The 25827-nt window shown below is 30.9% G+C and carries 24 protein-coding genes; 9 read left to right on the top strand and 15 right to left on the bottom strand.

Going from position 1 to position 25827, the window contains the following annotated elements:
* Positions 1-41 precede the first annotated feature (41 nt).
* Both ACTF45_RS01475 and ACTF45_RS01470 read left to right on the top strand, forming a co-directional pair.
* A complete protein-coding gene (locus ACTF45_RS01475) occupies positions 42-1133 on the top strand; it encodes a peptidylprolyl isomerase (protein ID WP_288348237.1) in 1092 nt (363 codons plus the stop codon).
* Positions 1126-2112 (top strand): thiamine-phosphate kinase, encoded by a 987-nt coding sequence (locus tag ACTF45_RS01470; RefSeq protein ID WP_438949218.1) that lies wholly within the window; start codon positions 1126-1128, stop codon positions 2110-2112. Before ACTF45_RS01475 ends, ACTF45_RS01470 begins: the two co-directional genes overlap by 8 nt.
* Here ACTF45_RS01470 and gap read toward each other — a convergent pair whose 3' ends face one another.
* Entirely contained in the window at positions 2113-3135 is a 1023-nt protein-coding gene (gap, locus tag ACTF45_RS01465; protein ID WP_438949217.1) for a type I glyceraldehyde-3-phosphate dehydrogenase, read from the bottom strand.
* Between the two features lie 196 nt (positions 3136-3331).
* On the opposite strand from gap, the gene murC reads away from it, so the two are divergent.
* From murC to ACTF45_RS01450, 3 genes are read left to right on the top strand one after another with little or no spacing between them, the layout of a single operon-like run.
* Positions 3332-4753, top strand: a complete 1422-nt coding sequence (murC, locus tag ACTF45_RS01460) for a UDP-N-acetylmuramate--L-alanine ligase (RefSeq protein WP_438949216.1) — start codon at positions 3332-3334, stop codon at positions 4751-4753.
* Positions 4754-4760: 7 nt separating this feature from the next.
* Positions 4761-5651 carry a UDP-N-acetylmuramate dehydrogenase gene (gene murB / locus ACTF45_RS01455; RefSeq protein WP_438949215.1) on the top strand — a complete coding sequence of 297 codons (891 nt, stop codon included), beginning with the start codon at positions 4761-4763 and terminating at the stop codon, positions 5649-5651.
* A gap of 22 nt (positions 5652-5673) precedes the next feature.
* A complete protein-coding gene (locus tag ACTF45_RS01450) occupies positions 5674-6024 on the top strand; it encodes a YbaB/EbfC family nucleoid-associated protein (RefSeq protein ID WP_288348185.1) in 351 nt (116 codons plus the stop codon).
* Here the strand turns inward: ACTF45_RS01450 and rsgA are convergent.
* From rsgA to msrB, 5 genes are all read right to left on the bottom strand, one after another.
* Positions 5990-6907, bottom strand: a complete 918-nt coding sequence (gene rsgA, locus ACTF45_RS01445; RefSeq protein WP_288348183.1) for a ribosome small subunit-dependent GTPase A — start codon at positions 6905-6907, stop codon at positions 5990-5992. The two genes, ACTF45_RS01450 and rsgA, sit on opposite strands and share 35 nt — an antisense overlap.
* Positions 6897-7130 (bottom strand): sulfurtransferase TusA family protein, encoded by a 234-nt coding sequence (locus ACTF45_RS01440; protein ID WP_288348182.1) that lies wholly within the window; start codon positions 7128-7130, stop codon positions 6897-6899. Before ACTF45_RS01440 ends, rsgA begins: the two co-directional genes overlap by 11 nt.
* Entirely contained in the window at positions 7127-8251 is a 1125-nt protein-coding gene (gene dnaJ / locus ACTF45_RS01435; protein ID WP_288348180.1) for a molecular chaperone DnaJ, read from the bottom strand. The genes ACTF45_RS01440 and dnaJ overlap by 4 nt, the downstream gene beginning before the upstream one ends.
* Positions 8252-8282: 31 nt before the next feature.
* Positions 8283-9002, bottom strand: a complete 720-nt coding sequence (gene grpE / locus ACTF45_RS01430) for a nucleotide exchange factor GrpE (RefSeq protein WP_438949214.1) — start codon at positions 9000-9002, stop codon at positions 8283-8285.
* 76 nt (positions 9003-9078) lie between these two features.
* Positions 9079-9573: a peptide-methionine (R)-S-oxide reductase MsrB gene (gene msrB / locus ACTF45_RS01425; protein WP_288348178.1), complete on the bottom strand. Its 495-nt coding sequence runs from the start codon at positions 9571-9573 to the stop codon at positions 9079-9081.
* Positions 9574-9600: 27 nt separating this feature from the next.
* Between msrB and dusA the strand changes: the two genes are divergently transcribed.
* On the top strand, positions 9601-10605 hold the full coding sequence (dusA, locus tag ACTF45_RS01420; RefSeq protein WP_288348177.1) for a tRNA dihydrouridine(20/20a) synthase DusA: 1005 nt from the start codon (positions 9601-9603) through the stop codon (positions 10603-10605).
* On the opposite strand, the gene ACTF45_RS01415 is transcribed toward dusA, so the two are convergent.
* The 6 genes from ACTF45_RS01415 to ACTF45_RS01390 all read right to left on the bottom strand — a co-directional run bounded on the left by ACTF45_RS01415 (position 10602) and on the right by ACTF45_RS01390 (position 16793).
* Complete coding sequence (locus tag ACTF45_RS01415; RefSeq protein WP_438949327.1) at positions 10602-11168, bottom strand: RNA recognition motif domain-containing protein; 567 nt, start codon at positions 11166-11168, stop codon at positions 10602-10604. The two genes, dusA and ACTF45_RS01415, sit on opposite strands and share 4 nt — an antisense overlap.
* 116 nt (positions 11169-11284) lie before the next feature.
* Complete coding sequence (gene argH, locus ACTF45_RS01410; protein ID WP_438949213.1) at positions 11285-12664, bottom strand: argininosuccinate lyase; 1380 nt, start codon at positions 12662-12664, stop codon at positions 11285-11287.
* 58 nt (positions 12665-12722) lie between these two features.
* On the bottom strand, positions 12723-14066 hold the full coding sequence (locus ACTF45_RS01405; RefSeq protein WP_438949212.1) for a PP2C family protein-serine/threonine phosphatase: 1344 nt from the start codon (positions 14064-14066) through the stop codon (positions 12723-12725).
* A 67-nt stretch (positions 14067-14133) separates the two neighbouring features.
* Complete coding sequence (gene ftsY, locus ACTF45_RS01400) at positions 14134-15366, bottom strand: signal recognition particle-docking protein FtsY (protein WP_438949211.1); 1233 nt, start codon at positions 15364-15366, stop codon at positions 14134-14136.
* A 59-nt stretch (positions 15367-15425) separates the two neighbouring features.
* Positions 15426-16052, bottom strand: a complete 627-nt coding sequence (gene nusB / locus ACTF45_RS01395; RefSeq protein ID WP_438949210.1) for a transcription antitermination factor NusB — start codon at positions 16050-16052, stop codon at positions 15426-15428.
* A 3-nt stretch (positions 16053-16055) separates the two neighbouring features.
* Positions 16056-16793 (bottom strand): DUF502 domain-containing protein, encoded by a 738-nt coding sequence (locus ACTF45_RS01390; protein ID WP_011131646.1) that lies wholly within the window; start codon positions 16791-16793, stop codon positions 16056-16058.
* Between the two features lie 147 nt (positions 16794-16940).
* On the opposite strand from ACTF45_RS01390, the gene queG reads away from it, so the two are divergent.
* The 3 genes from queG (at position 16941) to ACTF45_RS01375 (ending at position 21273) form a co-directional block, all read left to right on the top strand.
* On the top strand, positions 16941-17885 hold the full coding sequence (queG, locus tag ACTF45_RS01385; protein ID WP_288347986.1) for a tRNA epoxyqueuosine(34) reductase QueG: 945 nt from the start codon (positions 16941-16943) through the stop codon (positions 17883-17885).
* Between the two features lie 4 nt (positions 17886-17889).
* A complete protein-coding gene (locus tag ACTF45_RS01380) occupies positions 17890-18744 on the top strand; it encodes a tetratricopeptide repeat protein (protein WP_438949209.1) in 855 nt (284 codons plus the stop codon).
* An 87-nt stretch (positions 18745-18831) separates the two neighbouring features.
* Positions 18832-21273, top strand: a complete 2442-nt coding sequence (locus tag ACTF45_RS01375; RefSeq protein ID WP_438949208.1) for a DNA gyrase/topoisomerase IV subunit A — start codon at positions 18832-18834, stop codon at positions 21271-21273.
* Here the strand turns inward: ACTF45_RS01375 and purF are convergent.
* The 3 genes from purF to ACTF45_RS01360 are packed head-to-tail and all read right to left on the bottom strand — an operon-like array spanning position 21270 to position 25827.
* On the bottom strand, positions 21270-22730 hold the full coding sequence (purF, locus tag ACTF45_RS01370; protein ID WP_288347990.1) for an amidophosphoribosyltransferase: 1461 nt from the start codon (positions 22728-22730) through the stop codon (positions 21270-21272). The genes ACTF45_RS01375 and purF overlap by 4 nt on opposite strands.
* 46 nt (positions 22731-22776) lie before the next feature.
* Complete coding sequence (purL, locus tag ACTF45_RS01365) at positions 22777-25116, bottom strand: phosphoribosylformylglycinamidine synthase subunit PurL (RefSeq protein WP_438949207.1); 2340 nt, start codon at positions 25114-25116, stop codon at positions 22777-22779.
* Between the two features lie 3 nt (positions 25117-25119).
* Entirely contained in the window at positions 25120-25827 is a 708-nt protein-coding gene (locus tag ACTF45_RS01360; RefSeq protein ID WP_288347993.1) for a PRC-barrel domain containing protein, read from the bottom strand.

The following is a 25827-nucleotide window of genomic DNA, read 5'->3' as shown; positions in this document are numbered from 1 at the left end:
CTGTATTACATACCCAAGGATCATAAACCTGTAAGAGTGCTATGCAAAACTTCTTATCAAATCAGAACAAACATTTTTTATTTTTAATTTTAATTTTAATACATGTTTGCTTCTTAAAACCAACACAAGTATTCGCTGATTTACCTACTGGAAACGCAGTAAAAGATCCCAATGCAATACTCAGAAATTCACTCCCTATCAAGCAAGTTGAGCTGCAGGAAATTCAACATAAGTTAGAGGACACTAGCGACCTGGTAAGAGGAGGAAGATGGCCAACTCTCTCAAAAACTGTTACAAAATGTCAATCTTTACTAAAAAAATATAAGAGTCGAATTATTGAGGAATTACCAAACGAAAAACAAAAAATTGCAGAAAACACATTTTTAGATCTTAAAAATGATTTTGATAATCTTCAAGATGAAGCTAAATCTAAAGATAAATATTCATTCATAAAAACCAGAAAAAAAGCACTAGATAAAATAGGGGGACTAGAGGAATATTTTTTACCGAATGAATTTCCCTATTCTATCCCAAGCGAATTTGATGATCTTCCGAGATTACTTGGTAGAGCAAAAGTAAATATAAAAACTTCTAAAGGCGATATGCAAGCAATAATAGATGGATTTAATGCACCGCTTACTGCTGGTGCCTTTATAGATTTATCTTCAAAAAACTTTTACAGTAATATGCCAATTAATAGAGCAGAAGAATTTTTTGTTCTTCAAACTGGTGATCCAGTTGGTAATGAGATTGGATATATAGATCCCGAGACAAATATGGAAAGACATGTTCCTCTGGAAATAAGAATACCTACCGAAAGCGAAACTTTTTATAATGAAACTTTTGAAGAGTTAGGCCTTTATACAGAAACACCGACTTTGCCATTCGCAACACTTGGAACCTTGGGTTGGTCCCATTCCAGTACCGCTGTTGATGATGGATCTTCGCAGTTTTTCTTCTTTTTATATGAAGCAGAGCTAAATCCAGCAGGTCGTAATTTAATTGATGGAAGGAATGCCGCCTTTGGTTATGTAATAGAGGGTTTTGAAGTTTTAGAAGAGCTTACAAAAGATGACACGATAATTTCAATTGATGTTTTAAATGGAATGGATAAACTCAAATTAAATGCATAAAGAATTATTAGAGGATATTGGCGAAAAAGAATTAATAAAAAGACTTGCTAAATTTATGCCTAAAAATCAGGTTTCTGATGATTGCGCATTCATTAAAGCTAAAAACAAAAACTTACTTATTAATACTGATTCATTAGTTGAAAATATACATTTTAATGATGATACGATTTCTGCCTTAGACATAGGATGGAAAGCCGTAGCATGTAATGTATCTGACTTAATCTCAAGTGGATGCAGCAAAATTATAGGAGTTAATATTGGATTAGTAGTCCCGTCAAAAACAGATTGGATTTGGATTAAAGATTTATATACAGGAATAAATCTAGCTTTAGACCATTTTGGGGGGTTAATTCTTGGAGGGGATTGTTCTGTGGGAAAAGAAAAAGTAATCTCTATGACTGCTCTAGGAAAACAGGGTGAAATAAAATTACGAAGAAGTTCATGCAAACCAAATGAAATTATATTGACTACAGGCATTCATGGCTTGAGCAAATTAGGATTAATGATAAAAAGTAAAACAATTTTTGATAGTGATATTGCTCTAACACACTCATTAATCAATAGCTCTTTACAACAATTTTGTAGACCAAAACTTAAACCTAAATTTCTTAAAAAAATACTTAAAGCTCGTACTAATAAAAGTATTAAAACGATTGGTTGTACTGACAGTAGTGATGGCTTATTTCAAGCATTATTAGATTTAGCAACTGAAAGTAATTGCAAAGCAATTATTGATTATGCAAAAGTTCCTAAACATAAAAATTGGCCTAAGGGAAATAAATGGGACAAATATTATTTTTTTGGGGGCGAAGATTACGAGCTAGTGTTTTCTCTCCCAAGAAAATGGGCAAATAATCTTTTATATGAAGATAAAACTATTACAGAAATCGGATATTTTGTCGAAGGAGACGTATCAGTCGATTTTCAAAACTGTGATAACAAAAATTTATTTAAAGATAAGTCTTTTTCTCACTTTTGATTATTCCCATTTTTGAGCTACTATCTCAGCTAAATCTACAACTCTTTGACTATAACCCCATTCATTGTCATACCAAGCAAGAACTTTTACAAGATTATCGCCAATTGACATTGTAAGATCACTATCAACTATTGATGATTCATTAGTTCCTGCATAATCACTTGAAACCAGTGGCTCATCACCGTATTTAATAATTCCTTTCATTGAGCCAAGAGAAGATTCCTTAAGTGCGTTATTAACTTCTTGACTAGTAACAGATTTTGAAGATTCAAAAACGAAATCTACAGCTGAAACATTAGGAGTAGGTACTCTCATAGCTATACCAGTGAGTTTACCTGTCATCTCAGGGTAGACCAAAGCAACTGCTTTAGCAGCTCCTGTTGAAGTAGGAACAATGTTTGTAGCTGCTGCTCTAGCCCTTCTTAAATCCCTATGACTATTATCTAAAATACGTTGGTCACCAGTATAGCTATGAATTGTTGTCATCAATCCTTTATTAATTCCAAACGTTTGATCAAGAACTTTTACTACTGGCGCTAAACAATTAGTAGTGCAACTAGCATTGCTCAAAATATCATAATCACTATGTTTATATTGATCAGCATTCACCCCTACTACGTAAGTCCCAACACCTGCCCCTTTACCAGGAGCAGTAAGAATTACTTTTTTAGCACCAACCTCAAGGTGCTTACTTGCACCAACATCAGTATTGAAAACACCAGTTGATTCTATAACCAAATCAACCCCCCAATCTTTCCAAGGTAAGTTCATTGGGTTTCTATCAGAGAAACATTTGATAGTTTTGTTATTAATTACAAAAGTATCATCAGTATATTGAATGTCTACACCATCCAATTTTCCTAGTACTGAATCATATTTGAGAAGATGAGCGTTAGTTTTAGGGTCTGAAGTTACATTAATACCAACTACTTCGATGTTGGTATAAGCTCCTCTACTTAACCAACAACGCATAAAGTTTCGCCCAATTCTGCCAAACCCATTAATCGCAACACGCAAAGTCATAACAAAAAAATTTCTAATGATTAACCTAAGTTGCTGATCATACAGAATTTTGTGCAATAACGTAAGTATTTTTTGATTTATTAAGCAAATAATTCTACTTTTGTATTAATTCATAAAAAAACCAACATTTTTTGTAAAAATTAAATGCCATTATAATTATTTAGAAGTTATCTTGATTTAACTCTAAATTTGATAATTGAATAAAAAATTAATAAGTAAAAATCATTTTCATTTTATTGGCATTGGTGGTATTGGAATGTCTGCAATCGCTATGGCATTAATAAAAAAAGGGTACTCAGTCTCTGGCTCTGATTTAGTTCAAAATAAAGAAACAAAAAGTTTAAAAAGATTAGGGGCAATAATTTTTGATTCTCAAATTAAAAAAAATATTGATTTTGTGATTTCAAAATTTCAGGATCAGACAATCAATTTTGTAATTAGCTCTGCGATTAAAGATGAAAACGAAGAGTTATACTTTTGCAAAAAAAATAATTTATTAATAAAGCATCGTTCAGAAATTCTTGCAATGATAATGAACTCTTACACATCATTATCAATAGCAGGAAGTCATGGGAAAACCTCAACAAGTACTTTCCTTTCCACGCTGTTAGAATTGTGCACACATGATTCTTCTTCAATAACTGGTGGGATAATCCCAATCTATGATTCCAATGCTCATATCGAAAATACAAAATACTTAGTAACAGAAATTGACGAATCTGATGGAACAATTAAAAATTACAATTCAGATATTGGAATAATTAACAATATCGATTTCGATCATTGTGACCATTACTCAAATATCGATGAAGTTCTATCTTCATTTAAAAAATTTGCTTCTAACTCCCAAAAATTATTGATTAACTATGATTGTAAATTTACAAAGAATAATTTTACTTCCGAAAATCAATGGTCTATTAAAGAAAGAGATAATATTGCTTATTCATTAATTCCAAATGTTATAAATAAGGACAAAACCATTGGTAAATATTATGAACATGGCAAATTCATTGATAATCTAAACATTCCAGTTCCTGGATTACATAATCTTTCTAATATTACTGCTGCCATAGCAGCCTGCAGGATGGTTGGAGTAAGTTTTAAAGAAATTAAAAAAAATACAGAATCTTTAAAATTACCAAAAAAAAGATTTGAATTTAGAGGTGAACTAAATCAAAGAATAATTTATGATGACTATGCACATCATCCTAATGAAATTAAAGCAACAATTAATTTAGCAAGGTTATTTATTAAAAATACAAATAGTAGTGATAGAGGTGAAAGGGGAAGATTAATTGCTATTTTTCAACCTCATAGATTTACTAGAGTAAAACAATTTATTCATGAATTTGTGAAAGAACTTTCAAAAGCAGATGTTATCTACATAACAAATATATTTGGAGCTGGAGAAAAAAATATTGACAATATTGACTCGCAACTAATTGCTAATCTTATTTATAAAAATAATAAGAATGTTAAATGTTTAAAAGATAATTATGAAATTAATGAAAAGTTTTTTAAATTAACCAAAAAAAATGATTTTATTATAAATATGGGAGCTGGAGATTGTCATAATTTATGGTCAATCTTACAAAATAAAAATACTTTCAATGATTGAATAATTAATGAAAAATATTACTTTTAAAGAGAGAATAAACCTTTCTAATTATACGACTATAAAAGTTGGTGGATTTGCGGAATATTTTTCAAAACCAAATAATACTGATGAATTCATCAATTTAATAAATTGGGCGCATTTAAATAATCAAAAATGTCGAATAATAGGAGCTGGCTCAAATTTATTAATAAATAATATTTTCTTAAAAGGCTTAACTATATGTACCAAAAAAATGCGCTCTATCAAAATTGAATCTCATTCGGGAATTGTAGAAGCAGAGGCTGGGGTAATGCTACCAACAATGTCAAATATACTTGCAAAAAAAGGATTGCAAGGCGGTGAATGGACTGTGGGAATTCCAGGCACAGTTGGAGGTTCTATTTGCATGAATGCAGGTTCAAAACAATTATCATTGGCAAATAATCTTTTATCAGTTCAAGTAATCGATACTAAAACTCTAAAAATATCAGAAATTGAAAAAAAAGATATCAATTTTCAATACAGATATAGTCCTTTTCAGCAAAATAATCTCATGATTATAAGTGCAAAACTGCTATTTGAGCCAAAAGGAAATATTGAACAATTATTAGAAACTACACAGAAAAATCTTAAAAAAAAGACCGATACTCAGCCTTACCATTTACCTAGTTTTGGAAGCGTTTTTAAAAATCCGACTAATAATTATGCAGGTAAATTAATTGAAGAACTAGGATTAAAAGGGTTTAAAATAGGCGGCGCAGAAATTTCAACAATGCATGGAAATTTTATAGTGAATAACTCTTCTGCTAATTCAAAAGATATTTTAGATTTAATAACAGTAATTCAACAAAAAGTACTACAAAAAAAAGGTATTTTTCTTGAACCGGAAGTAAGAATGATCGGTTTTGACTATCCTTAATTAAAGAAACTTTTTTATAAAAATGGCAGGTTTTGGACTTCCAAATTTTGGACAACTAACAGAGGCTTTTAAAAAAGCTAAAGAAATTCAACAAAATGCTCAAAAATTACAGGATGAACTTGAAAGCATGGAAATTGAAGGTAAAAGTGATGATGAAATGATAAAAGTATGGATTAGCGGCAACCAACTCCCTCTAAGAGTTGAAGTCAATGAAAATATTTCAACTGCTAATAAAGAAGCAATAGAAAAAAACATATTAGAAGCTATCAAAAAAGCTCATGAAAGTTCAACTACAACAATGAAAGAGAGAATGAATGACTTGACTGGTGGCTTAAATCTTAATCTTCCTGGATTAGACAATAATGAATCTTAGATGATTCAACCATTTCTTTATAGAAAGTATACCTTTCGAAATTTTTGTTTAACTTACAACCGTGATCATTTACATGCAGACAATTACGAAACCTACATTGTATGCCTTCATTAACTACTTGTTTATAAATTTCTGGATATAAATTAGATAATTCGCGAATATCTATTTCAAGTGTTTGCATATTAAAACCAGGAGTATCCACTATGTAGCTTTTACTTGATAAAGAAAATAGCTCAACATTTCTCGTCGTATTTTTTCCACGTTTTATTTTGCTTGATACGGGAGCAGTTTTATTGTCAAGGCCTGGAATTATCATGTTTAGTAAAGTAGTTTTACCAACTCCAGATGGTCCCATAAATATTGAGCATTTTTTTTTCTTTAACTCAATCAATAAAGTTCTTAAATTTTCAGGATTATTTAAGTTTAAAGTAATTGCTTGATATCCCCACTGGTGAAATTTCTCAATTAACAAAAGCCGTTTTTCTTCTGTTATCAAATCACATTTCGTAAGCACCAATGAAACCTCTACCCCTAGTTGCTCAGAGGATATTAAAAACTTATTGACTTGAGATAAATTTAATTTTGGCTCTTCGACAGAACAAATGACATATATATTTGAAATATTAGCAACGGATGGTCTTTCTAATAGATTATTCCTTTTGACTAAACTTTCTATCGTTGCTCTTTTACTTTGTAAATCAATTTGATGAACAATCACTTCATCTCCTACGAAAACGAATTGATTTCTAAAATTTACAGACTTCTTGATTTTACATAAAAATTTTTTGTTAATAACTGAAGTCTCATCTTTATCTAATTCAACCAAATAAAATTCATTAAATTTTTTCGTAACAAGACCCTTATATTTTTTATTAACTTTCATGCAAAATTATGAACTTTATTGTTTTTTGATTTTCTTCTATAGTTTTAAAAAAATATTTCATTTCTTTTAAAGCTCTTTTAACCATGATTTCTGGTTCTCCTTTATCTAAATGGACTATCAAGGTTTCATTTAACGATAATTTCTCTAAGGCTAATTTACATTTCACAACATTCAAAGGACATGGAATCGATTCTAAATCCAATAACTTTGAAACTTTTTTCAAGAATCCTTTCCAAACAACCTACTAAACAAACCACTGTTAGAACTTGAATTCTGTTCAGTATATTTTGAAGCTAGATCCTCTAGAAGATTTCGTTCATCATCTGTTATTCGAGTTGGGAGTTTAACTTTTACTAAAACTTGATGATTACCTCTTGCAACTGGATTTCCTAATCGAGGAACTCCTTTATTCTCAAGAGATAAAGTGCTATTGGGCTGAGTACCACTTGGAATTTTTAAATTAACCTTACCATCAACGGTCATGATATCAACAGTATCACCAAGGATAGCTTGAAGATAACTTACTGATATTTCAGAATAAATATTAATACCTTCTCTTTTTAAATTTGGGTCACTTTTAACTTTAATAAAAACATAAAGATCACCAGGTGGGCCACCTTTTAGACCAACGTTTCCCTCTCCAGAAACTCTCAATTTAGTTCCAGAATCAACTCCTGCAGGAATATTAATGCGTAATTTTTTTCTAACTTGTTTCACACCATTACCACCACAGCTTGTGCATGGATCTGCAATTATTTGACCAGAGCCATTACAAGTTGGACATTCTGCAACTTGTGTAAAATTACCAAAAGGCGTTCTTGTTGCTCTTCTAACCTGCCCACTACCACCACAAGTAGTACAAGTTGTTGGGCCTGTTCCTGGTTTTGCCCCAGTACCTCTACAAACTTCACAAGTTTCTAAATGAGGTATATTTATTTCTCTTTGTTGTCCAAAAATAGCATCTTTAAAATCAATATTTAAGTCATACCTTAAGTCATCACCTTGTTGTGGACCTCTTCTTTGTGATCTCCCGCCTTGTGAAGGTTGTCCGCCAAAGCCATTAAAAAAAGTTTCAAATAAGTCTCCAAAACCACCCATATCACCCATATCTGGCATACCAGCCGCTCCTCCTATTCCGGCCTCTCCAAACTGATCGTATCTGGCTCTAGTTTCGGGGTCAGCTAAAGCCTCATAAGCCTTACCTATCTCTTTGAATTTATCTTCAGCACCTGGATCTTTATTAACGTCAGGATGATATTGTCTTGCTAATTTTCGATAAGCGCTTTTCAAAGTATTAGCATCAGCATCTTTTGAAACACCAAGTATTTGATAAAAGTCGGCCATTAAATAATACTCAACTATTCATAAAAAGGATTTAATTTTCTTCAGAGATAGGATTCTCTGAATCAATATCTTCTTCAACTTTATCCTTTTCTTCAGGCTCTTGTGAATTTTGTTGGCCAGGACCCATTGAAACTTTAACTAATGCATGTCTTAACACCTTACCTTCTAAATGATATCCACGCTGTAATTCTTCAATAATTATATCCTCATGAAACTCCTGACTTGGTTCCCTTAAAACCGCTTCATGTAACTTAGGATCAAATTGTTGTGCAACTACCCTCATTGGAGAAACTCCTTGTTGTTTTAACACTTCCACTAATTGTTTATATAGTCCTTGATAACTTCTGTGCAATGTTTGAGCCTCCTCACTTTCGGGTTTTAGTTGTTGTCTTGCTCTTTCAAAATTATCAACAATGGGCAATATTGCTGTTAAAGCTTTGGAAACAAGTTGAACTTTTAAATCATCTTGATCTCGAGACTGTCTTTTTCTAAAATTATCGAAATCGGCAGCAATTCTTACATACTGACTTTTTAACGTTTCATGCTCTTTTTCTAATTGTTCTAATCTTGCGTCATTATTAGTTATGGTATTTTTTAAATCTTCTGCATAAATATTTTCATCATCTTCGTTAAGTGACTGTTTATCTTCGCTGGTTTGATTTTCAATCACAGAAGAATTTTCATTTTTATTAACCTCTTCAGAAACGTTCTCTTCTAGATTTTCGACATTATCTGATTGTTTTTCAATCATTACACTAAATTTTTATTAAAACCATTGTGAATGAAATTGACGCACAAAACAAGTTGCGGAAGGCCGCACTAATTAGTTATTCGGCTATAAACTTCAAAGCAAGACCGTTATTACAATATCTTTTACCTGTTGGCAAAGGACCGTCATTAAAAACATGACCTTGATGCCCGCCGCATCTTGAGCAATGATATTCTGTTCTTGGAACAATTAATTTAAAATCTACCTTCGTTTCTACAGAACCTTGAATTGGATCCCAAAAGCTAGGCCATCCAGTACCACTATCAAATTTAGTATCAGAAGTAAAAAGAGGTTGATTACAACCTGCACAATAAAATATACCTTTCCGCTTCTCATTATTTAGCTGACTACTAAATGCTCTTTCAGTACCCTCTTCACGCAAAATATAATAAGATTCCGGACTAAGTTTCTTTTTCCACTCCTCTTTTGATAAATTCCAGTCTTCATCCGAAGCAGAAGATGCAGCTAATACTTTCTTTGGTTTAAGAATAAATTTCAAAATTGACATGATAGGAATTAAAATAAAAGATCTTCTAGAAAAAAATTGATTCATATTTTCAAATATATCGAATAGAATTTAATGAAAAGTTATCAGATTAATACTATAAACAATCCACATAAAATAAGTGTTGCTCCAATGATGGATTGTACAGACAAACACTTTAGGATGATAATTAGAAAAATAAGCTCTAAAGCGCTTTTATATACCGAAATGATAGTAGCTCAGAGTTTAATTTATACAGACAAAAAAGAGCGGTTTTTAGACTTTAATTCAGAAGAACACCCATTATCAATTCAGTTTGGAGGAGACAACCCAAAAATGCTTGAAGAGGCTGCAAAAATGGCTCAAGATTGGGGATATGATGAAATTAACTTCAATGTGGGATGTCCAAGCCCAAGAGTATGTTCCGGAAACTTTGGTGCTTCACTGATGAGAGAACCTACCAAAGTAGCAAAATGCATTGAATCACTAAAAAATAATTGTAGTTTACCCGTTACTATCAAACATAGAATTGGAGTTGATGAAGAAGATAGTTTTGATAAATTAGATAGTTTTGTAAAAGAAGTTGCAAATGCTGGAGCAGACAGATTTACTGTTCATGCAAGAAAAGCAATATTAAAAGGTCTAAATCCCAAGCAAAATAGAACAATACCGCCACTAAAATATGATGTGGTTCAGAAATTAAAGAAAAATAATCCAAAGCTGATTATAGAAATAAACGGAGGTTTTACGAATATTGATCAATGCATAAAAGCACTTAATGATTTAGATGGTGTAATGATAGGAAGATCAGCTTACAAATATCCATTAAGGTGGTCTGAAATTGATCAAAAAATATATGGTGAAAATCCTAAAAGCAAAAAAGCTTCCGAAATCATTTTTTCATTGGTTCCTTATATTGAAAAACATTTAAAAAACGAAGGCAAATCTTGGGATATATGTAAACATCTTATAAATCTTGTAGAAGGCATCCCAAATGCAAAGGTCTGGAGAAATGAAATTTCTACCAAATCGATTAGACAAGAATTAAGTATTGATTACTTAAGCAAAAAAGCTTCAGAATTACAAAGAATGGGTTTTTAATTCCCTTCTTGAGATATTTCAGAATTGCTTGAAACACTTCTTTTTCTTCTACTTCTACCATTTTCAAAGTCAGAATTTTCGGAAGAATTTCCATAACTCCTATCTTCCCAACCTTCTGCTCCAGAAGATTTATTAACGTAAGAAGAAGCAGGTTCAGAATAATTACCGCCACCGCCGTAACCGCCACCATTGCCGCCACCGCCGTAACCGCCACCATTGCCGCCACCGCCGTAACCGCCACCGCCGTAACCGCCACCATTACCGCCGCCGCCGTAACCGCCTCTACCGCCACCGCCGCCTCTGCGTGGACCTCCCCCACCGCCTCTTGGCTCAGCTTTATTGATTCTTAAGGGCCTTCCCATAAGCTCAGTTCCTTGAAGACCATCAATAGCTGATGTTTCAAGTGCTTCATCTGCCATTTCGACAAAAGCAAACCCTCTTTTTCTGCCTGTATCTCTTTCTAAGGGAAGAGAACAATTCATAACTTCACCGTACGGTGTAAATAATTCTAAGATGTCTTCTCGCTCTGCGCGGAAAGGCAAATTGCCAACAAAAATACTCACTTGAAACTCAACTTTAAAATAATAACCAAGATAAAAACTACCGATTAAGTAGTTCATATACATTACTATATTATTCTACTTCAATACATACCTTGTTGTAGAAAATTACTTGAGATTTAGGTGAATAATTTTTCCTTCCAATTATTTAATTCAAGTTTGACTTGATCGAATCCTGTTCCACCTAAACTATTTCTTGACTTGACTACGTTCATAGGATTGAGGTTTTCATAAATATCTTCTTTAAATTCATTATGAAATGTTTGAAATTCTTCTAATTTTAAATCTTTAAATAATATGTTTTTACTTAAACAATACTTCACAATATCTCCGACCACTTGATATGCCTCTCTAAAAGGAACCTTCTTAAATACTAGATAATCTGCTAGATCAGTTGCATTAGAAAAATCATTATGAACAGAATCCATTAACTTTTCAACATTAAACTCTATTCCTTCATTTAATAAAATTGTCATAGCTTTTAAGCAAGAAGAAATAGTATCTACTGTGTCAAAAATTGGCTCTTTATCCTCTTGGAAGTCCTTATTGTATGAAAGAGGCACTCCCTTTATCATGGTTAATAAAGATTGAAGATGTCCATAAACTCGACCCGTTTTACCCCTTATTAATTCAGGAACATCTGGATTCTTCTTCTGAGGCATTAAGCTACTTCCAGTCGCACACTTATCAGTTAATTTTGCAAAAGAAAACTCATCAGTAACCCACAAGATTATTTCTTCGGAAATTCTACTCAAATGAGACATTATTAAAGCAGAACTTGAAGCAAATTCAATACAAAAATCTCTATCACTTACAGCATCAATACTATTTTTATAAATATTTCCAAATCCTAATTCTTCAGCAGTAAAATATCTGTCTATTTTAATTTTAGTACCTGCTAAAGCTGCTGCGCCTAAGGGCGAAATATTAACCCTGGCTCTAACTTCTTTAAGCCTTTCACGGTCTCTTTGAAACATTTCAAGATACGCCAAAAGATGATGAGCAAGAGATAGAGGTTGCGCTCTTTGCATATGGGTATAACCAGGTATTAATGTATAGATATTTGATTCAGCAATCGAAAATAAAGAATTTTGTAATTCATCCAATAAGATATCAATATTATCAATTTTTTTTCTCAACCATAATCTAATATCTGTTCCTACCTGATCATTTCTACTTCTACCTGTATGTAATTTTTTCCCAGTTTCACCAATTAAATTAATTAGTTTTTCTTCAATGCAATAATGTATATCCTCCGATGGAGCCCCGGGGCAAAATTTGCCTTCAATAAAATCTTCTTTTATAGTTTCTAAACCCACGATAATTTTTAAAGACTCATCAGTGGACAAAACCTTAGTTTTACCAAGCATTTTAGCATGAGCTATAGAACACTCTATATCTTCTAAAATTAGTGTTTTGTCAAAACTGATTGAAGCATTAAACTCTTCAATAAACGGATTCAGACTACCATCAAACCTATTACTCCAAACTTTAGACATATGAATTAAACTTTAGTTACTTCTAATAAAGCATTATTTTATATATGTGACAAAAAATCTAATCTAACTGAAAGACTACTATAGAAGCATCGTCTTCCAATTGTCTATTTTTACCAGTAAACTCATCTAATAACTTATAAATCTTATTTAAAATTTCTTTAGATTTAAGTGATTGCTGACATAATTTTGAAAAGGCTTGAATTAAACGTTCTTCATCAAATCTTTCGCCTAAAGCATTAGAAGTTTCAGTTACTCCGTCTGTATAATAAAGAATTGCATCGTTTTTATTAAGTTGTATTTGTCCACATTGATATTCAGCATCATTTTGCAAACCAAGAACAAAGCCTTCTGAATCTAATTTAATAATTTTTTGCTCAGAACTTTTCCAAAGCAAAGGAGGATTATGTGCAGCATTTGAATACCTTAATTTTTTTGTTCTAGGATCGTAATCAGAATAAAATAAAGTTATAAATCTATGCGATTGATCTAAATCATAAATAGCTAACTGATTTAAATCATGCAATATTCTATCTGGAGGTAACCCAGTCAAAACCTCTGCTCTTAGCATTCCTCTTAACATAGTCATCAAAAGACCTGCTGGAAGGCCCTTCCCCATAACGTCTCCAATCACTAAAGCCCACCTTGCTTTTTCGCGTCTCTTCTCAGAAATATTTGTTTTCAAGGACATGAAATCATAATAATCTCCTCCTAATTGAAGAGCTGGCCTACAGTGCGCAGCTAAATCTACACCATAAATGGTTGGACAATAATCGGGTAAAAGTTGCGATTGGATTTCTGCTCCAATAGAAATTTCTCTATCTACGTTTTCATGCTTCTTTTTTGATTTAATTAACGAATAATTTTCTAAACCAATTGCCAAACAACTAATAATAAAGTTTAAATTGCGCTCATATTTTAAAGAATCATTGAAAGTATCTTTTTTAAAGGTATAAAGAAATCCTCTACATTTTCCCCGTGACAAAACTTTATAAGACTTAATTACATATTCTTTAAATTGATTATTTAAAACTTTTTCAAAAGACATATCATCTTTCAATTTAAAATTTTTTGAGAAATCAAAATTGTTAAAATACCTTTTAATTTCATCATCCATTTTTAGATTTTTTGTTGCACCAGCAAACTTAATATTTTCTTTCCATATTTCTCCCTTTTCATTCAAAGGAACAATAAAACTTAATTGATGATTAAAAGTATGTTTTAAAATTAAAGAAATATAATCCAGAAATCTTTTTATATTTGAAAAAGATTTTAAATAATAGATTAATGAAGATACTGTTTCTATAAATTTATCATTCTCATGAAGAGGAAATTTATAATCCTTCTCTAAAAATTCTTGAATAACGTCATTAGACAATAATTTTTTTTTTTGGATTTTAGACAAAACACATAGAAACCATAGCTATGTTTTAACACTAAAAATACGTTTTTAAAAAAAATTAATTAAATTTTTATCTATCAGCAAGCAAAGCCTCAACAAACTCAAAGCTATTAAATGGTCTTAAATCTTTAATACCCTCTCCAGCGCCGATAAATCTTATCGGCAGATTGACTTCTGCAGAAACAGCAAGAGAAACGCCACCTCTTGAAGTGCCATCTAATTTAGTAATAATTGCACCACTTAAATTTGCAGATTTTGCAAAACTTTTTGCCTGCTTTAATCCATTTTGTCCTTGACTAGCATCTAAAACTAATAAAGACTCAATGATTGCATCAGGAACTTTTTTGTCAATAATTTTTTTTATTTTTGATAATTCATCCATAAGATTATTTTTATTTTGTAGTCTTCCTGCAGTATCTACGAGTAATAGGTCGCTTTTGCGTTTGTTTGCTGCGTTAATAGCATCAAAAACTACTGCTGCTGGATCTGCATTCTTTGATTGATTCGAAATAACATCTACTTTACTTCTATCACCCCATACTTGTAATTGTTCTACGGCTGCTGCTCTGAAAGTATCAGCTGCTGCTATTAAAGTTTTGTAGTTACTTTTTGATGACAAATAAGCAAGTTTCCCCAAAGTTGTTGTTTTGCCAACTCCATTTACTCCCACTATTAGCCAAACATTCAGCTTCCCTTTCTGTGGAACAAGAATATTTGTTCCAGAATTTTTTATTGGTTTTTCAATGATTGCTCGTAATTCATCTTTTAAAAATTTTATTCCTTCTTCTCCTCCAACAACTTCTTCATTTAATTTTTTCCTAAGTGCATGAATTACTTTATCTGTTGAATCAATACCAACATCAGCTCTTATTAATAACGTCTCTAAATCATCTAAAGATTCTGGTGTAAGTGGATCATCTCCTAATTTATCTAATAATTCTGATACAAAACCTTTTCTTGTTTCTTCTAATCCTCTTCGTAATTTACTCAACCAATCTATTTCATCAATTGATATTTGATTTACTTTTTTACCCTGCGCAGCCAACACCATTGCTGACCAAGTAAAATCATCATCAAAATCTCCTAATTTAACTTCTGTATCATCTTGCAAATTAGAACAATTCTGTTTATTAACTTCTACCTTTAATTGCTCTATTTTTGATTCTTCAGCTTTTAATTGTTCAGCTTTTAGTTCTTCAGCTTTTACTTGTTCTTCTTGTTTTTTTAATTCTTGTTTTTGTTTTAACAAAGCATAAGCTTGCGAAGCCCATTCACGAGAACTATCAGATTCATTATTAGTCATAAATATTTTTAAATCGTATTTAATTAAATTATAAAAAATTATTGATTTATATCAAATAATTACTTCACCTTAACTCTTTGCAATCTCCTTAAAACCCCATTTATCATTTTTCTACCTTGTGTATCACAATATTTATTTGCTAAATTTACAGCCTCATTACATGCAACTGCAAGAGGAGTATCTAAAAAATTAATATCAACATAAGCTAAGCGTAAAATATCACGATCAACCCTAGGCAACCTTTTTAATCTCCATCCATCCATTACTTTGTCAATTTCAGAATCTATAGATTTTAAATTGTTAACTACGCTTATAATTCTATGATTTACATCTTCTCTAATGTCATTTTGATTACTTGATACAATTAATTTTGGAAAATCTAACGTAACTGAAAGTGAGTTCATTACTGATTCCATTTTATAAAGAGCTTTTTTAAGTTCATCTCGAACATTTGCAAAAGAAGAATTACTACCTTCCTTTAATTCACTATCTAAAATATGTTGCGATACATTTTCTAAATCTGCTTCACAATTATCTAACTCATCTCTACAGTGATTTATTAAAGAATCTAAAGCGGATTCAAAAATTTCATCAATTTGAATTTTATTTAATTCTAAATCTCCCGTATCTTTGATAAGACCTAATGAAAGTAAAGACAATTCTCGTGACAGCGATCTGTTATACATCAATTACGTAGATGAAGTATTTGTAGAAGCTCTTAGTTGGGAAAATAATTTCGAAAAAGTAGGATTTGAAGAGCTATCTTTTTCATCAGGATTAACAATACCAACAGAAATAATTGTTCTAAATGCATCTTCTACCGAAATAGCAAGATCTTTAACAGACGATTCAGGAACTAATGTATACCAACCTGTCGTTGGGTTAGGGGCAGTAGGTATAAAAACACTTAATAATTTCTCATCTAATTCTGATTGAAGTGATGGGCCAACATCCCCAGTTACAAACCCAACACTAAATAAACCCTCTCGTGGATACTCTACTAAAACAACTCTTCTAAATCTATTGGATTTATTACTTAAAAAAGTTTCAAGTAATTGTTTTAGAGTTTTATAAACTGCCCCTGCGACTGGAATCTTTGATAAAGTACCTTCTCCAAATTCTAACAACCACCTTCCAACAAAATTTCTCGCCATCAAACCAATAAGCAAAATTGCCAATAAAGGCACTGTTAAACCTAAGGTTAAATTAATTAAATCTTGTAATAAAGGATTTAATGTAATAAATGGGTTTAATTGTTTAGGGACTGAAGTAACTAATGTAAGAACAAATTTACTAACAATAGAAGAAAGCCAGATAGTGGTTGCCAATGGAATAACAACTAACAACCCTGCTATCAGATCATTTTTTAAATCTTGTTGGAGCCTAGTTCCTAGGTTCGAATCTTGACTTTGAGTAGATTCAACCAAAATTACAGTTCCTAATTTTATTCATTTTACTAACAATTTAGCTAGTTTTCCTTGATAGGGATATATTTATTTTTAATAAATTTAAATTATTTATTAGTTTATAAGTTTAAAAACACCATTTATTCGAATCTAATTCATAATATAAATATGAGAAATATGATTCAAAATAAAAAAGAATTCAGTGATAAGCTAAAAAAAAGAGCAATATTTGAAGGTTTTGCAGTATCCGGAATAGCATCAATACCAGGAAGTTCTCGACTCAAATTAAGAACTCAAGCATTAGAAAGATGGTTAGCAAATAATTATCATTCTGAAATGAAATGGATGGAAGCCGAAAGAAGAAAAAATATAAAATCTCTCCTAAATGGAGCGAAAAGTGTTTTAACTGTTGGTTTTAATTATTTAAGTCATGAGCATAAGGAAAGAGCAAAATTCAAAATTGGAAAATTCGGCCAAGGAGAAGATTATCACAAAGTTATTGCTGAAAAATTAAAAAAAATAGGTAAATGGATTAATACTGAAGTTCCAAATTGCAAGTGGAAAATTTGCGTTGACACATCCCCTCTTCTTGAAAAAGCATGGGCAGAAGAAGCGGGTCTAGGTTGGATAGGCAAAAATAGTAATCTTATTAATAAAGAATTTGGATCATGGCTAACCTTAGGTTTTTTGATTCTTTCAGAAGATTTGACGCCTGACAATTCTTCCCAATCTCTATGTGGTGTATGTGAAAAATGTATTGAAAAATGTCCAACAAATGCAATAACAGAACCCTTTGTTATTGATTCTGAACAGTGCATTGCGTACCATACTATAGAAAATAGAAATCAAACTTTTCCAGAACATGTAGAAAAACATTTGAATGGATGGATTGCTGGTTGTGATATCTGCCAAGATGTATGTCCTTGGAATAAAACAGTTCCATTAAATAAGAGCATTGAAGCTTATCCAAAATCATGGGTTAAAAATCTAAATATTGAAGCATTAAGTTGGGATGAAAAAAAATGGAAAAAAAATCTTCAAGGAACTACACTAAAAAGAATAAAACCATGGATGTGGAAAAGAAATATAAAAGCAATGCTCAAAAATACATAAAAATATGGGAAAGTCTCTTTTAAAAATATTATTTTTTTCAATAATTAGTAGCCATGTTTTTATCGCTGAAAGTTTAAAAGCTTTAATACCATATTATTACTTGCCAGAAACAAAAAGCTTACAAAAACAAGGTTTATCAATTGGAAAAGAAGCTTATCAACTTCTATATTTTGGACAAATCAAAGATAGTCTGAATTTAGCAAAATTAGCTGTAAAAATGAATAATAAAAATGAAACATTATGGACTATCTTAGCTGAAACACAAATTGCCAACAAATTATATGATGATGCATTGATTTCACTAGATAATGCTCAGAAAATAAACCCCAAAATGGGTGAAATATATTTTGCAAAAAGTACTATATATTTAAAACAATCAAAAATAAAAAAAGCAGAAATTTCTTTACTATCAGGAATTAAAATCCTTCCTAAAAACTTTAAAGCAATTTTTCAATTAGGAAATATTTATTTAATGGAAAAAACTTATAAAAAAGCCATAGAGGAATTTGATAAAGCAATAAAAATTAAAAAAGATTTTTGGCAAGCAATTAACAACCAAGGCTTAGCATATTTTGAACTAAATAAAATTAATCTTTCTATTATCTCTTTTAAAAAGGCTATAGAACTTGAGGAAAACGCAGAACCACTATTAGCACTTGCTTCGTGCTTAAAAAATAAAGACATTAATAAAGCAATAGTTTTAGCAAAAAAAGCTTTAAAGAAAGACCCAAATTATGTTGACTTTAATTACAGAAAAGAACAGCTTTGGGGCGAAAAACTACAAATTTCTACTGAAAAACTTTTTGAAAATCCTCAAATTAAAAAAGAAATATTAGTTGCAAAAACAAAAATTAAATAAATTTCCCAACTATTAATACTGGTAAATATTTATTTACCTATTAATCTTAATTTAGTTTATGAAAGCTTTCTATAAATTTCCTATTAAATGACTAAGGAAAAATTCACTTCTATATCGTTGCAGGAAGAAATGCAACGTTCCTATTTAGAATACGCAATGAGCGTAATAATAGGACGTGCTTTACCTGATGCGAGAGATGGACTGAAACCAGTTCAAAGAAGAATTCTTTTCGCAATGCATGAACTAGGACTTACTCCAGATAGACCATTCAGAAAATGTGCCAGAGTTGTGGGCGATGTACTAGGTAAATATCATCCTCATGGAGATCAAGCAGTCTACGAGGCACTGGTTAGATTAGTTCAAGATTTTTCTACAAAATATCCAACTCTCGATGGTCATGGGAATTTTGGATCTGTTGATAATGACCCGCCAGCTGCAATGAGATATACAGAAACACGATTGGCGCCAATAGCTCATGAATGTTTCCTACAAGAGATTGGATCTGAAACAGTAAGTTACTCAAATAATTTTGACGGTTCACAACAAGAACCAGACATATTACCGGCACAATTACCCTTTTTGTTATTAAATGGTTCCTCAGGAATCGCTGTTGGTATGGCAACGAATATCCCCCCGCACAATCTTGGTGAAATAGTTGATGGTTTGATTGCCCTAATAAACGATAAAGAAATAAGCGACTTGAGATTGTCGAAAATTATATTAGGACCTGATTTTCCAACTGGAGGAGAATTAATTTGCAATGATGCAATGAATGAAGTTTACCTACGAGGAAAAGGCTCAGTAACGGTAAGGGGAGTAATTAAAAATGAGGAGATTAATTTAGGGAAAGGAAGGCATAAAAAAAATGCGCTTATAATTTCAGAACTACCTTATCAAATAAGTAAAGCAGGATGGATTGAAAAGCTTGCAGAATTGGTGAATCTAGGAAAAATTGATGGGATTTCTGATATTAGAGATGAGAGTGATAGAGACGGGATGAGGATAGTTATTGAATTAAAAAAAGATTCAAACTCTAAAATTGTGGTATCAAATTTATTCAAAAAAACAGCTTTACAATCTAATTTTGGTGCAATATTTTTAGCTTTAGTTAACGGTAAACCTGTTCAACTTACACTAAGAAAATATCTAAATTATTTTCTAGGATTTAGAGAAGAAACAATTAGAAAAAGAACAAAATATTTTTTAAGAATTGCATCAGAAAAATTTGCAATACTAGAAGGATTTTCAATAGCAACTAAAAATATAAAAGATATTATTGAGGTTATTCAAAGCTCAGAAAATGCAACTGAAGCAAAATCAATATTAATAGTCAAACTCAGTCTAAGTGAAAAACAAGCAGATGCGGTATTGAGCATGCCTCTAAAAAAATTAACAACCTTAGAAAGGAAGCAAATTGAAATTGATATGAAAGAACTACTTGAAAAGAAAAAATATCTTAGTAATCTTTTAAATGACAGAAGATTATTGCTTGACACTTTGATTGAAGAACTGAAGAGTTTAAAAAAGAAATTTAATGTAAAAAGAAAAACAAAAATTTTGAAAGATATAAATCAAGCAAAAGAAATAGATACTATAAATAATCAAATATTAGAAGATCTTATAAATAAAGAAACAAAAATATCAGTAGATAATAGATTTTATTTTAAAAAGATAATTTATAATAACTATAAAAAAATATTAGATCATGAAAATAAATTTATAGATAATAAAAATGTTCAAAAGTTTATATGTAAAATTTATAAAAGTTTAAAAATTATTGGAATAACATCTTCAGGAAAAATTCTTCAAATCGATTGGAAATCAAACATTAGTACTGAGTATAAAATGGATAAAAAAATTTTAGGAAATATTGACCCAAAAGAAATAATAAATTTTCATTATCTAGATAGTAAATTAAAAAATTATTTATGCATTTTGAGTTCTGATGGAAGATTTAAAAAAGTTTTATTTGATGAAGATATGATAAAAAGTAATAGGATCTTTTCAATTACCAAATTAAAAAAATCTATAAGTATCATTGATTCATTTATTTTAAATAAAGAACAACAACTAGTAATATTGACTTCTATTGGTAGGCTTTTTAAATTTGATTTATCAGATAAAAACTTAAACCCAAGTACAAAACAATCGCTAGGACTATTATTGGTTAATCTTTTACCTACAGAACAAATAGTGTCTTGTTGTAAAAGTAAGGATAATGAGATCCTTTATTTAGTTTCTAAAAAAGGTAAGTTTTTTAAACTAAAAATTGATGATATTTATAATTCTTATAATTCTAAATTAGGTTATGTAAATGAAAAAATTCAGCTTAAAGATGACCATTTTATAACAGTTCTATCTAGCAACCAATATATCGATATTGAGACGAATAAAAATAAATCTGCAAGATTAAACTTAAACAAATTAGATAATAATTCTGGCAAAAATATTCTTAAAATAGATTTTTTGAATCTGGAAAAAGATGAATATCTTGAAAATTGTTATCGATTAGAAAATTATATCAATTAAGAATTATATTCATTTTCAACCCATTTTAAATATTCTTGATTTACCGTCCCGGTAACATAAGAACCAGTAAAACAACTCATTTCTAATTCTTGAATGGGAGAATCATTAATTATAGATTTTCTCAAATTATCAACACTTTGATATATAAGATGATCTATTTCAAGCTTTTCTGCTATTTCAATTATTGATCTATCATGAGCAATTAATTCATCTTTATTAGGCATATTAATTCCGTAAACATGAGGATATCTAACTGGAGGAGCTGCTGAAGTAAAAAAAACTTTATTTGCACCAGCATCTTTTGCCATTTGCACTATTTGTTTTGATGTAGTGCCTCTCACTATAGAATCATCGACTATTAGTACATTTTTGTTTTTAAATTCTGTACTCATAGCATTCAACTTTTGCCTTACAGATTGTTTACGTTTTTGATGGCCAGGCATTATGAACGTTCTTCCTACATATCTATTTTTAAAAAAACCTTCTCTATACTCTATCCCCAACTGCCTAGCAACTTGCATTGCCGCAGGACGTGAAGAATCAGGAATAGGCATTACTACATCAACATCCCCAGACTGTATTGTTTGCTTAATTGTTTCAGCTAAATAATCACCCATTTTCAAACGTGCTTGATAAACTGAAATTCCGTTCATCACTGAATCTGGTCTAGCTAAATAAACATATTCAAAAGCACAAGGAAATAACTTTGGGTTTTCTGAGCATTGCTTTGAAAAAAATTCACCATTATGGGTTATAAAAATTGCCTCACCAGGTTCAACATCTCTAACAACTTGATAATCATTATTTTCTAATACTAAAGACTCACTAGCTACCATCCACTCTTCCTTTTGAGTAATAAGAGAAATTCTTTTTCCAATTACTAAAGGTCTTATACCGAAAGGATCTCTAAAAGCTAATAAACCATGCCCTGAAATTAAAGCAATTGAAGCATATGAACCTTGAATTCTTTTATGTAAATTTTTAACTGAATTAAAAATTATATCTGGCTCTAGATCTTGATTGTGGATCTGTTCTTGTAATTCAGTTGCGAATATGTTTAACAACATTTCAGTATCACTTGAAGAATTAGTATGGCGCTTATCTACATTAAATAATTGTTTCTCTAGGTCTCTTGTATTGGTAAGGTTTCCATTATGAATCAAAACTATTCCATAAGGAGCATTAACATAGAAAGGTTGTGCTTCTTCAACACTTTCTGCTGAACCTTTAGTTGCGTACCTAACGTGCCCTAAGCCAATTTTTCCTATTAAATTCCTCATATCTCTTGTTCTATAAGCAGTATTTACTTGTCCTTTAGCTTTATGTATATGAAAAACAGTATCTTCCATTGTAGCTATTCCGGTTGAATCTTGACCTCTATGCTGAAGTAGCAGAAGACTGTCATAAATCTGTTGATTTACATCATCACAAGAAACAATTCCAACAATTCCACACATAATTAATTTCCGTATTTTGTAGATAATTCCATATTGTTATTCATTATTAAAAACAGTTAGAAATACTATTATTAAATTTTTCGGTTAATTCATCAACCCTTAAATTACAAAGTATTTGATCTTGGAGAGTTATATCAAGATTATGTTCAGAAACAAATCCAATTTTTTTAACGTATACGTTTTTTCCAAAATCTTTGCTCTTAATTTCCAGAAAATTCAAAAAGTTTTGTTCTTCTTTTTTATTAACTGAAAATATTATTCTTGATCCTCCTTCACTAAATAATAAATTATCTTGACGAGCATTTTTTTCTTCTAATTGAATATAAGCTCCCTTAGAAGAAAGAATACAACATTCTGATAAGGCGACAGCTAAACCTCCATCACTAACATCATGAGAAGAAGCAATATAATTTTTTTGAATTGAATCTCTTAAAAAACTTTGACAGCATTTTTCATCTTGTAAATGAATTTTAGGAGGTCTTCCTGTTACTAAATCATGAAAATATTCTAAATAAGAACTTGCAGCTATTGAGGATTCAGAAGCATTTGAACCAATTATCCAAATTTGATCATTTATATTCTTCCATCCTGAACTAATAGCTTTATCTACATTTTTAATAGTTCCTACCATTCCAATAACAGGAGTGGGATTAATAGGAGTTACTTGATTGTTTTGTTTTTTTGATTCGTTATATAAAGAAACATTTCCTCCTGTTACAGGTGTCTCTAAAGCAATACAAGCCTTGGAAATCCCATCACATGCTGATGAAAGTTGCCAATATCCTATTTCAGTTTCGGGTGAAGAAAAATTTAAATTATTTGTTATAGCTATTGGCTGAGCACCAACACAACTTACATTTCTAGCAGATTCTGCAACTGCTGCAATAGTTCCTCTATATGGATCTAATAATACCCATCTACTATTACAATCTACAGAAGCAGCTACACCAGAAAATTCATTATTTTTATTTTTCTCGTCTTGCCGTCTAAGTCTTATTAACGCTGCATCTGCATCTCCTGGCTTAAATATAGTATTTGATTGTACTTGGGAATCATATTGTCGATAAACCCAACTTTTAGAAGCAATTGAAGGATTAGATAAAAGTTTTAAAATAATTTCAGAGAAAGAATATTTTTTTTTGTCTTTTAAAGAAAAAATTTTATTTTCGCTAATAGCTGGCAATTCCTCTTCTGTCCATTCCCATTTCTCTAATAAATGAATAGGAGGCTCCTTGATAATATTATGAATATTAATTGGAGTTTCATCAGATAAAGCAGAAGTAGGAATTTGTGCAACTATTTGATTTTTTTGAGAGATAATAACCTCTCTTTTAGATATGACTTCACCAATAACATTTGCAAACAGTCCCCACTTTTTAAATTGATTAATAAGAGTATTTAACTTTTCTTCTTTAACAACCATCAACATTCTCTCTTGTGATTCAGATAGTAAGTATTGGTAAGCAGACATATCATTCTCTCTTGCAGGAACTAAATCTAGGTTAATTGAAATACCTAAACTCCCATTTGCAGCCATTTCAGCACTACTACACGTTAATCCCGCAGCTCCCATATCTTGAGCAGCGAGTACATCGCCTGTTTTAAAAGCATCTAAACAAGCTTCAATAAGACTTTTTTCAATAAATGGATCACCTACTTGTACTGCCGGTCTATTATCCAAAGAATTACTAGTTAATTCTGAACTAGCAAAACTAGCACCTCCTACTCCATCCTTTCCTGTGGTATTTCCTACATATAAAACAGGAGAGCCTACTTCTTTTGCTCCTGAACAAACGATTTCATCAGTTTCTAATAAACCTAAAGCCATAACATTAACAAGAGGATTGCCAGAATAACTGTCATCAAAATCTATTTCTCCACCGACAGTAGGAACCCCAACACAATTACCGTAATGAGATATCCCCGCAACTACTCCTCGAAGTAAAGAAATATTAGATGATTTATCAAGATTACCAAATCTTAAAGAGTTTAAAACTGCTATAGGTCTCGCACCCATTGTAAAAATATCTCTTAATATGCCACCCACTCCTGTTGCAGCTCCTTGAAAAGGTTCAATAGCAGAAGGATGATTGTGACTTTCAATTTTGAAAACAAGTTTCTGATCATTTCCTACATCAATAACACCTGCATTTTCTCCTGGACCAACCAATACGTTTTTTCCTGTAGTAGGAAAATTAGCTAATAATGGTTTTGAATTTCTATAACAGCAATGCTCAGACCACATTACTCCAAACATTCCCAATTCTGTTCTATTAGGTTTTCTTCCTAATCTTTTGCATATCTCTTCATAATCATCACGAGTTAAGTTTTCAACTTTAAGTGATTCATTAACATCATAAGTATTGTTACTTGAAGAATCTATCATTAGTCAAATCCAAGGGTCATCTTCTTTTTTATTTCTGAAAGATCTTACTTGTTCTTTTTCATTATAAAAACTATTACTATTAAATTCTGATTTTTGGTTTATATCTTCATCTTCTTCTAGCCAATCTTCTAATTTATTTGTTGCGGTATTTTTCATTTCATCAAAACGATCAATTATTTTCTTTCCTTTTTTAAAAAATTCATGTTTAATACTTGATTTTATTAAAGGAAAATCATCTAGAGAAACGCAAGAACAAAAAACTAAACCTGGTTGCTGATCAACAATATTCTCTATATTTAATTTCCATCTACTTGAGCCTGGAATCCTTGGATTAGAACGAGAAATTAAATAAAACTTTATGTTGCCAGTTTTCATTTCGAATAAGAAATCTGCTATGACCCCTATCTTTGAACCTTCAGAATTAACTAAACTAGCTTCAATTAAGTTAGGAAATCTATTTAATGTAGCAAGGTCTGAAATTGCGGGATCACCTTTTACGAAAATATCATTATCTATAATTTGACTAATTTGATTTAATTTCCATACATTTCTTTTTAAATCTAAATTTGAAGGGCGAGAATACCAACCTAAAATTCTGTGAACAGGTGGATGCATCCAAACATTTTCACCATTGCCATAATTTAAGGTGGCATTACCTTTCACGTTGTGTCTTAATAATTCACTTAATAAAAATTCTTTTGGTAATTTCAA

The sequence above is a fragment of the Prochlorococcus sp. genome (genome assembly GCF_965655815.1).
Taxonomy (GTDB): Bacteria; Cyanobacteriota; Cyanobacteriia; order PCC-6307; family Cyanobiaceae; genus Prochlorococcus_A; species Prochlorococcus_A pastoris.
This window is presented reverse-complemented; position numbering and strand designations above follow the sequence as displayed.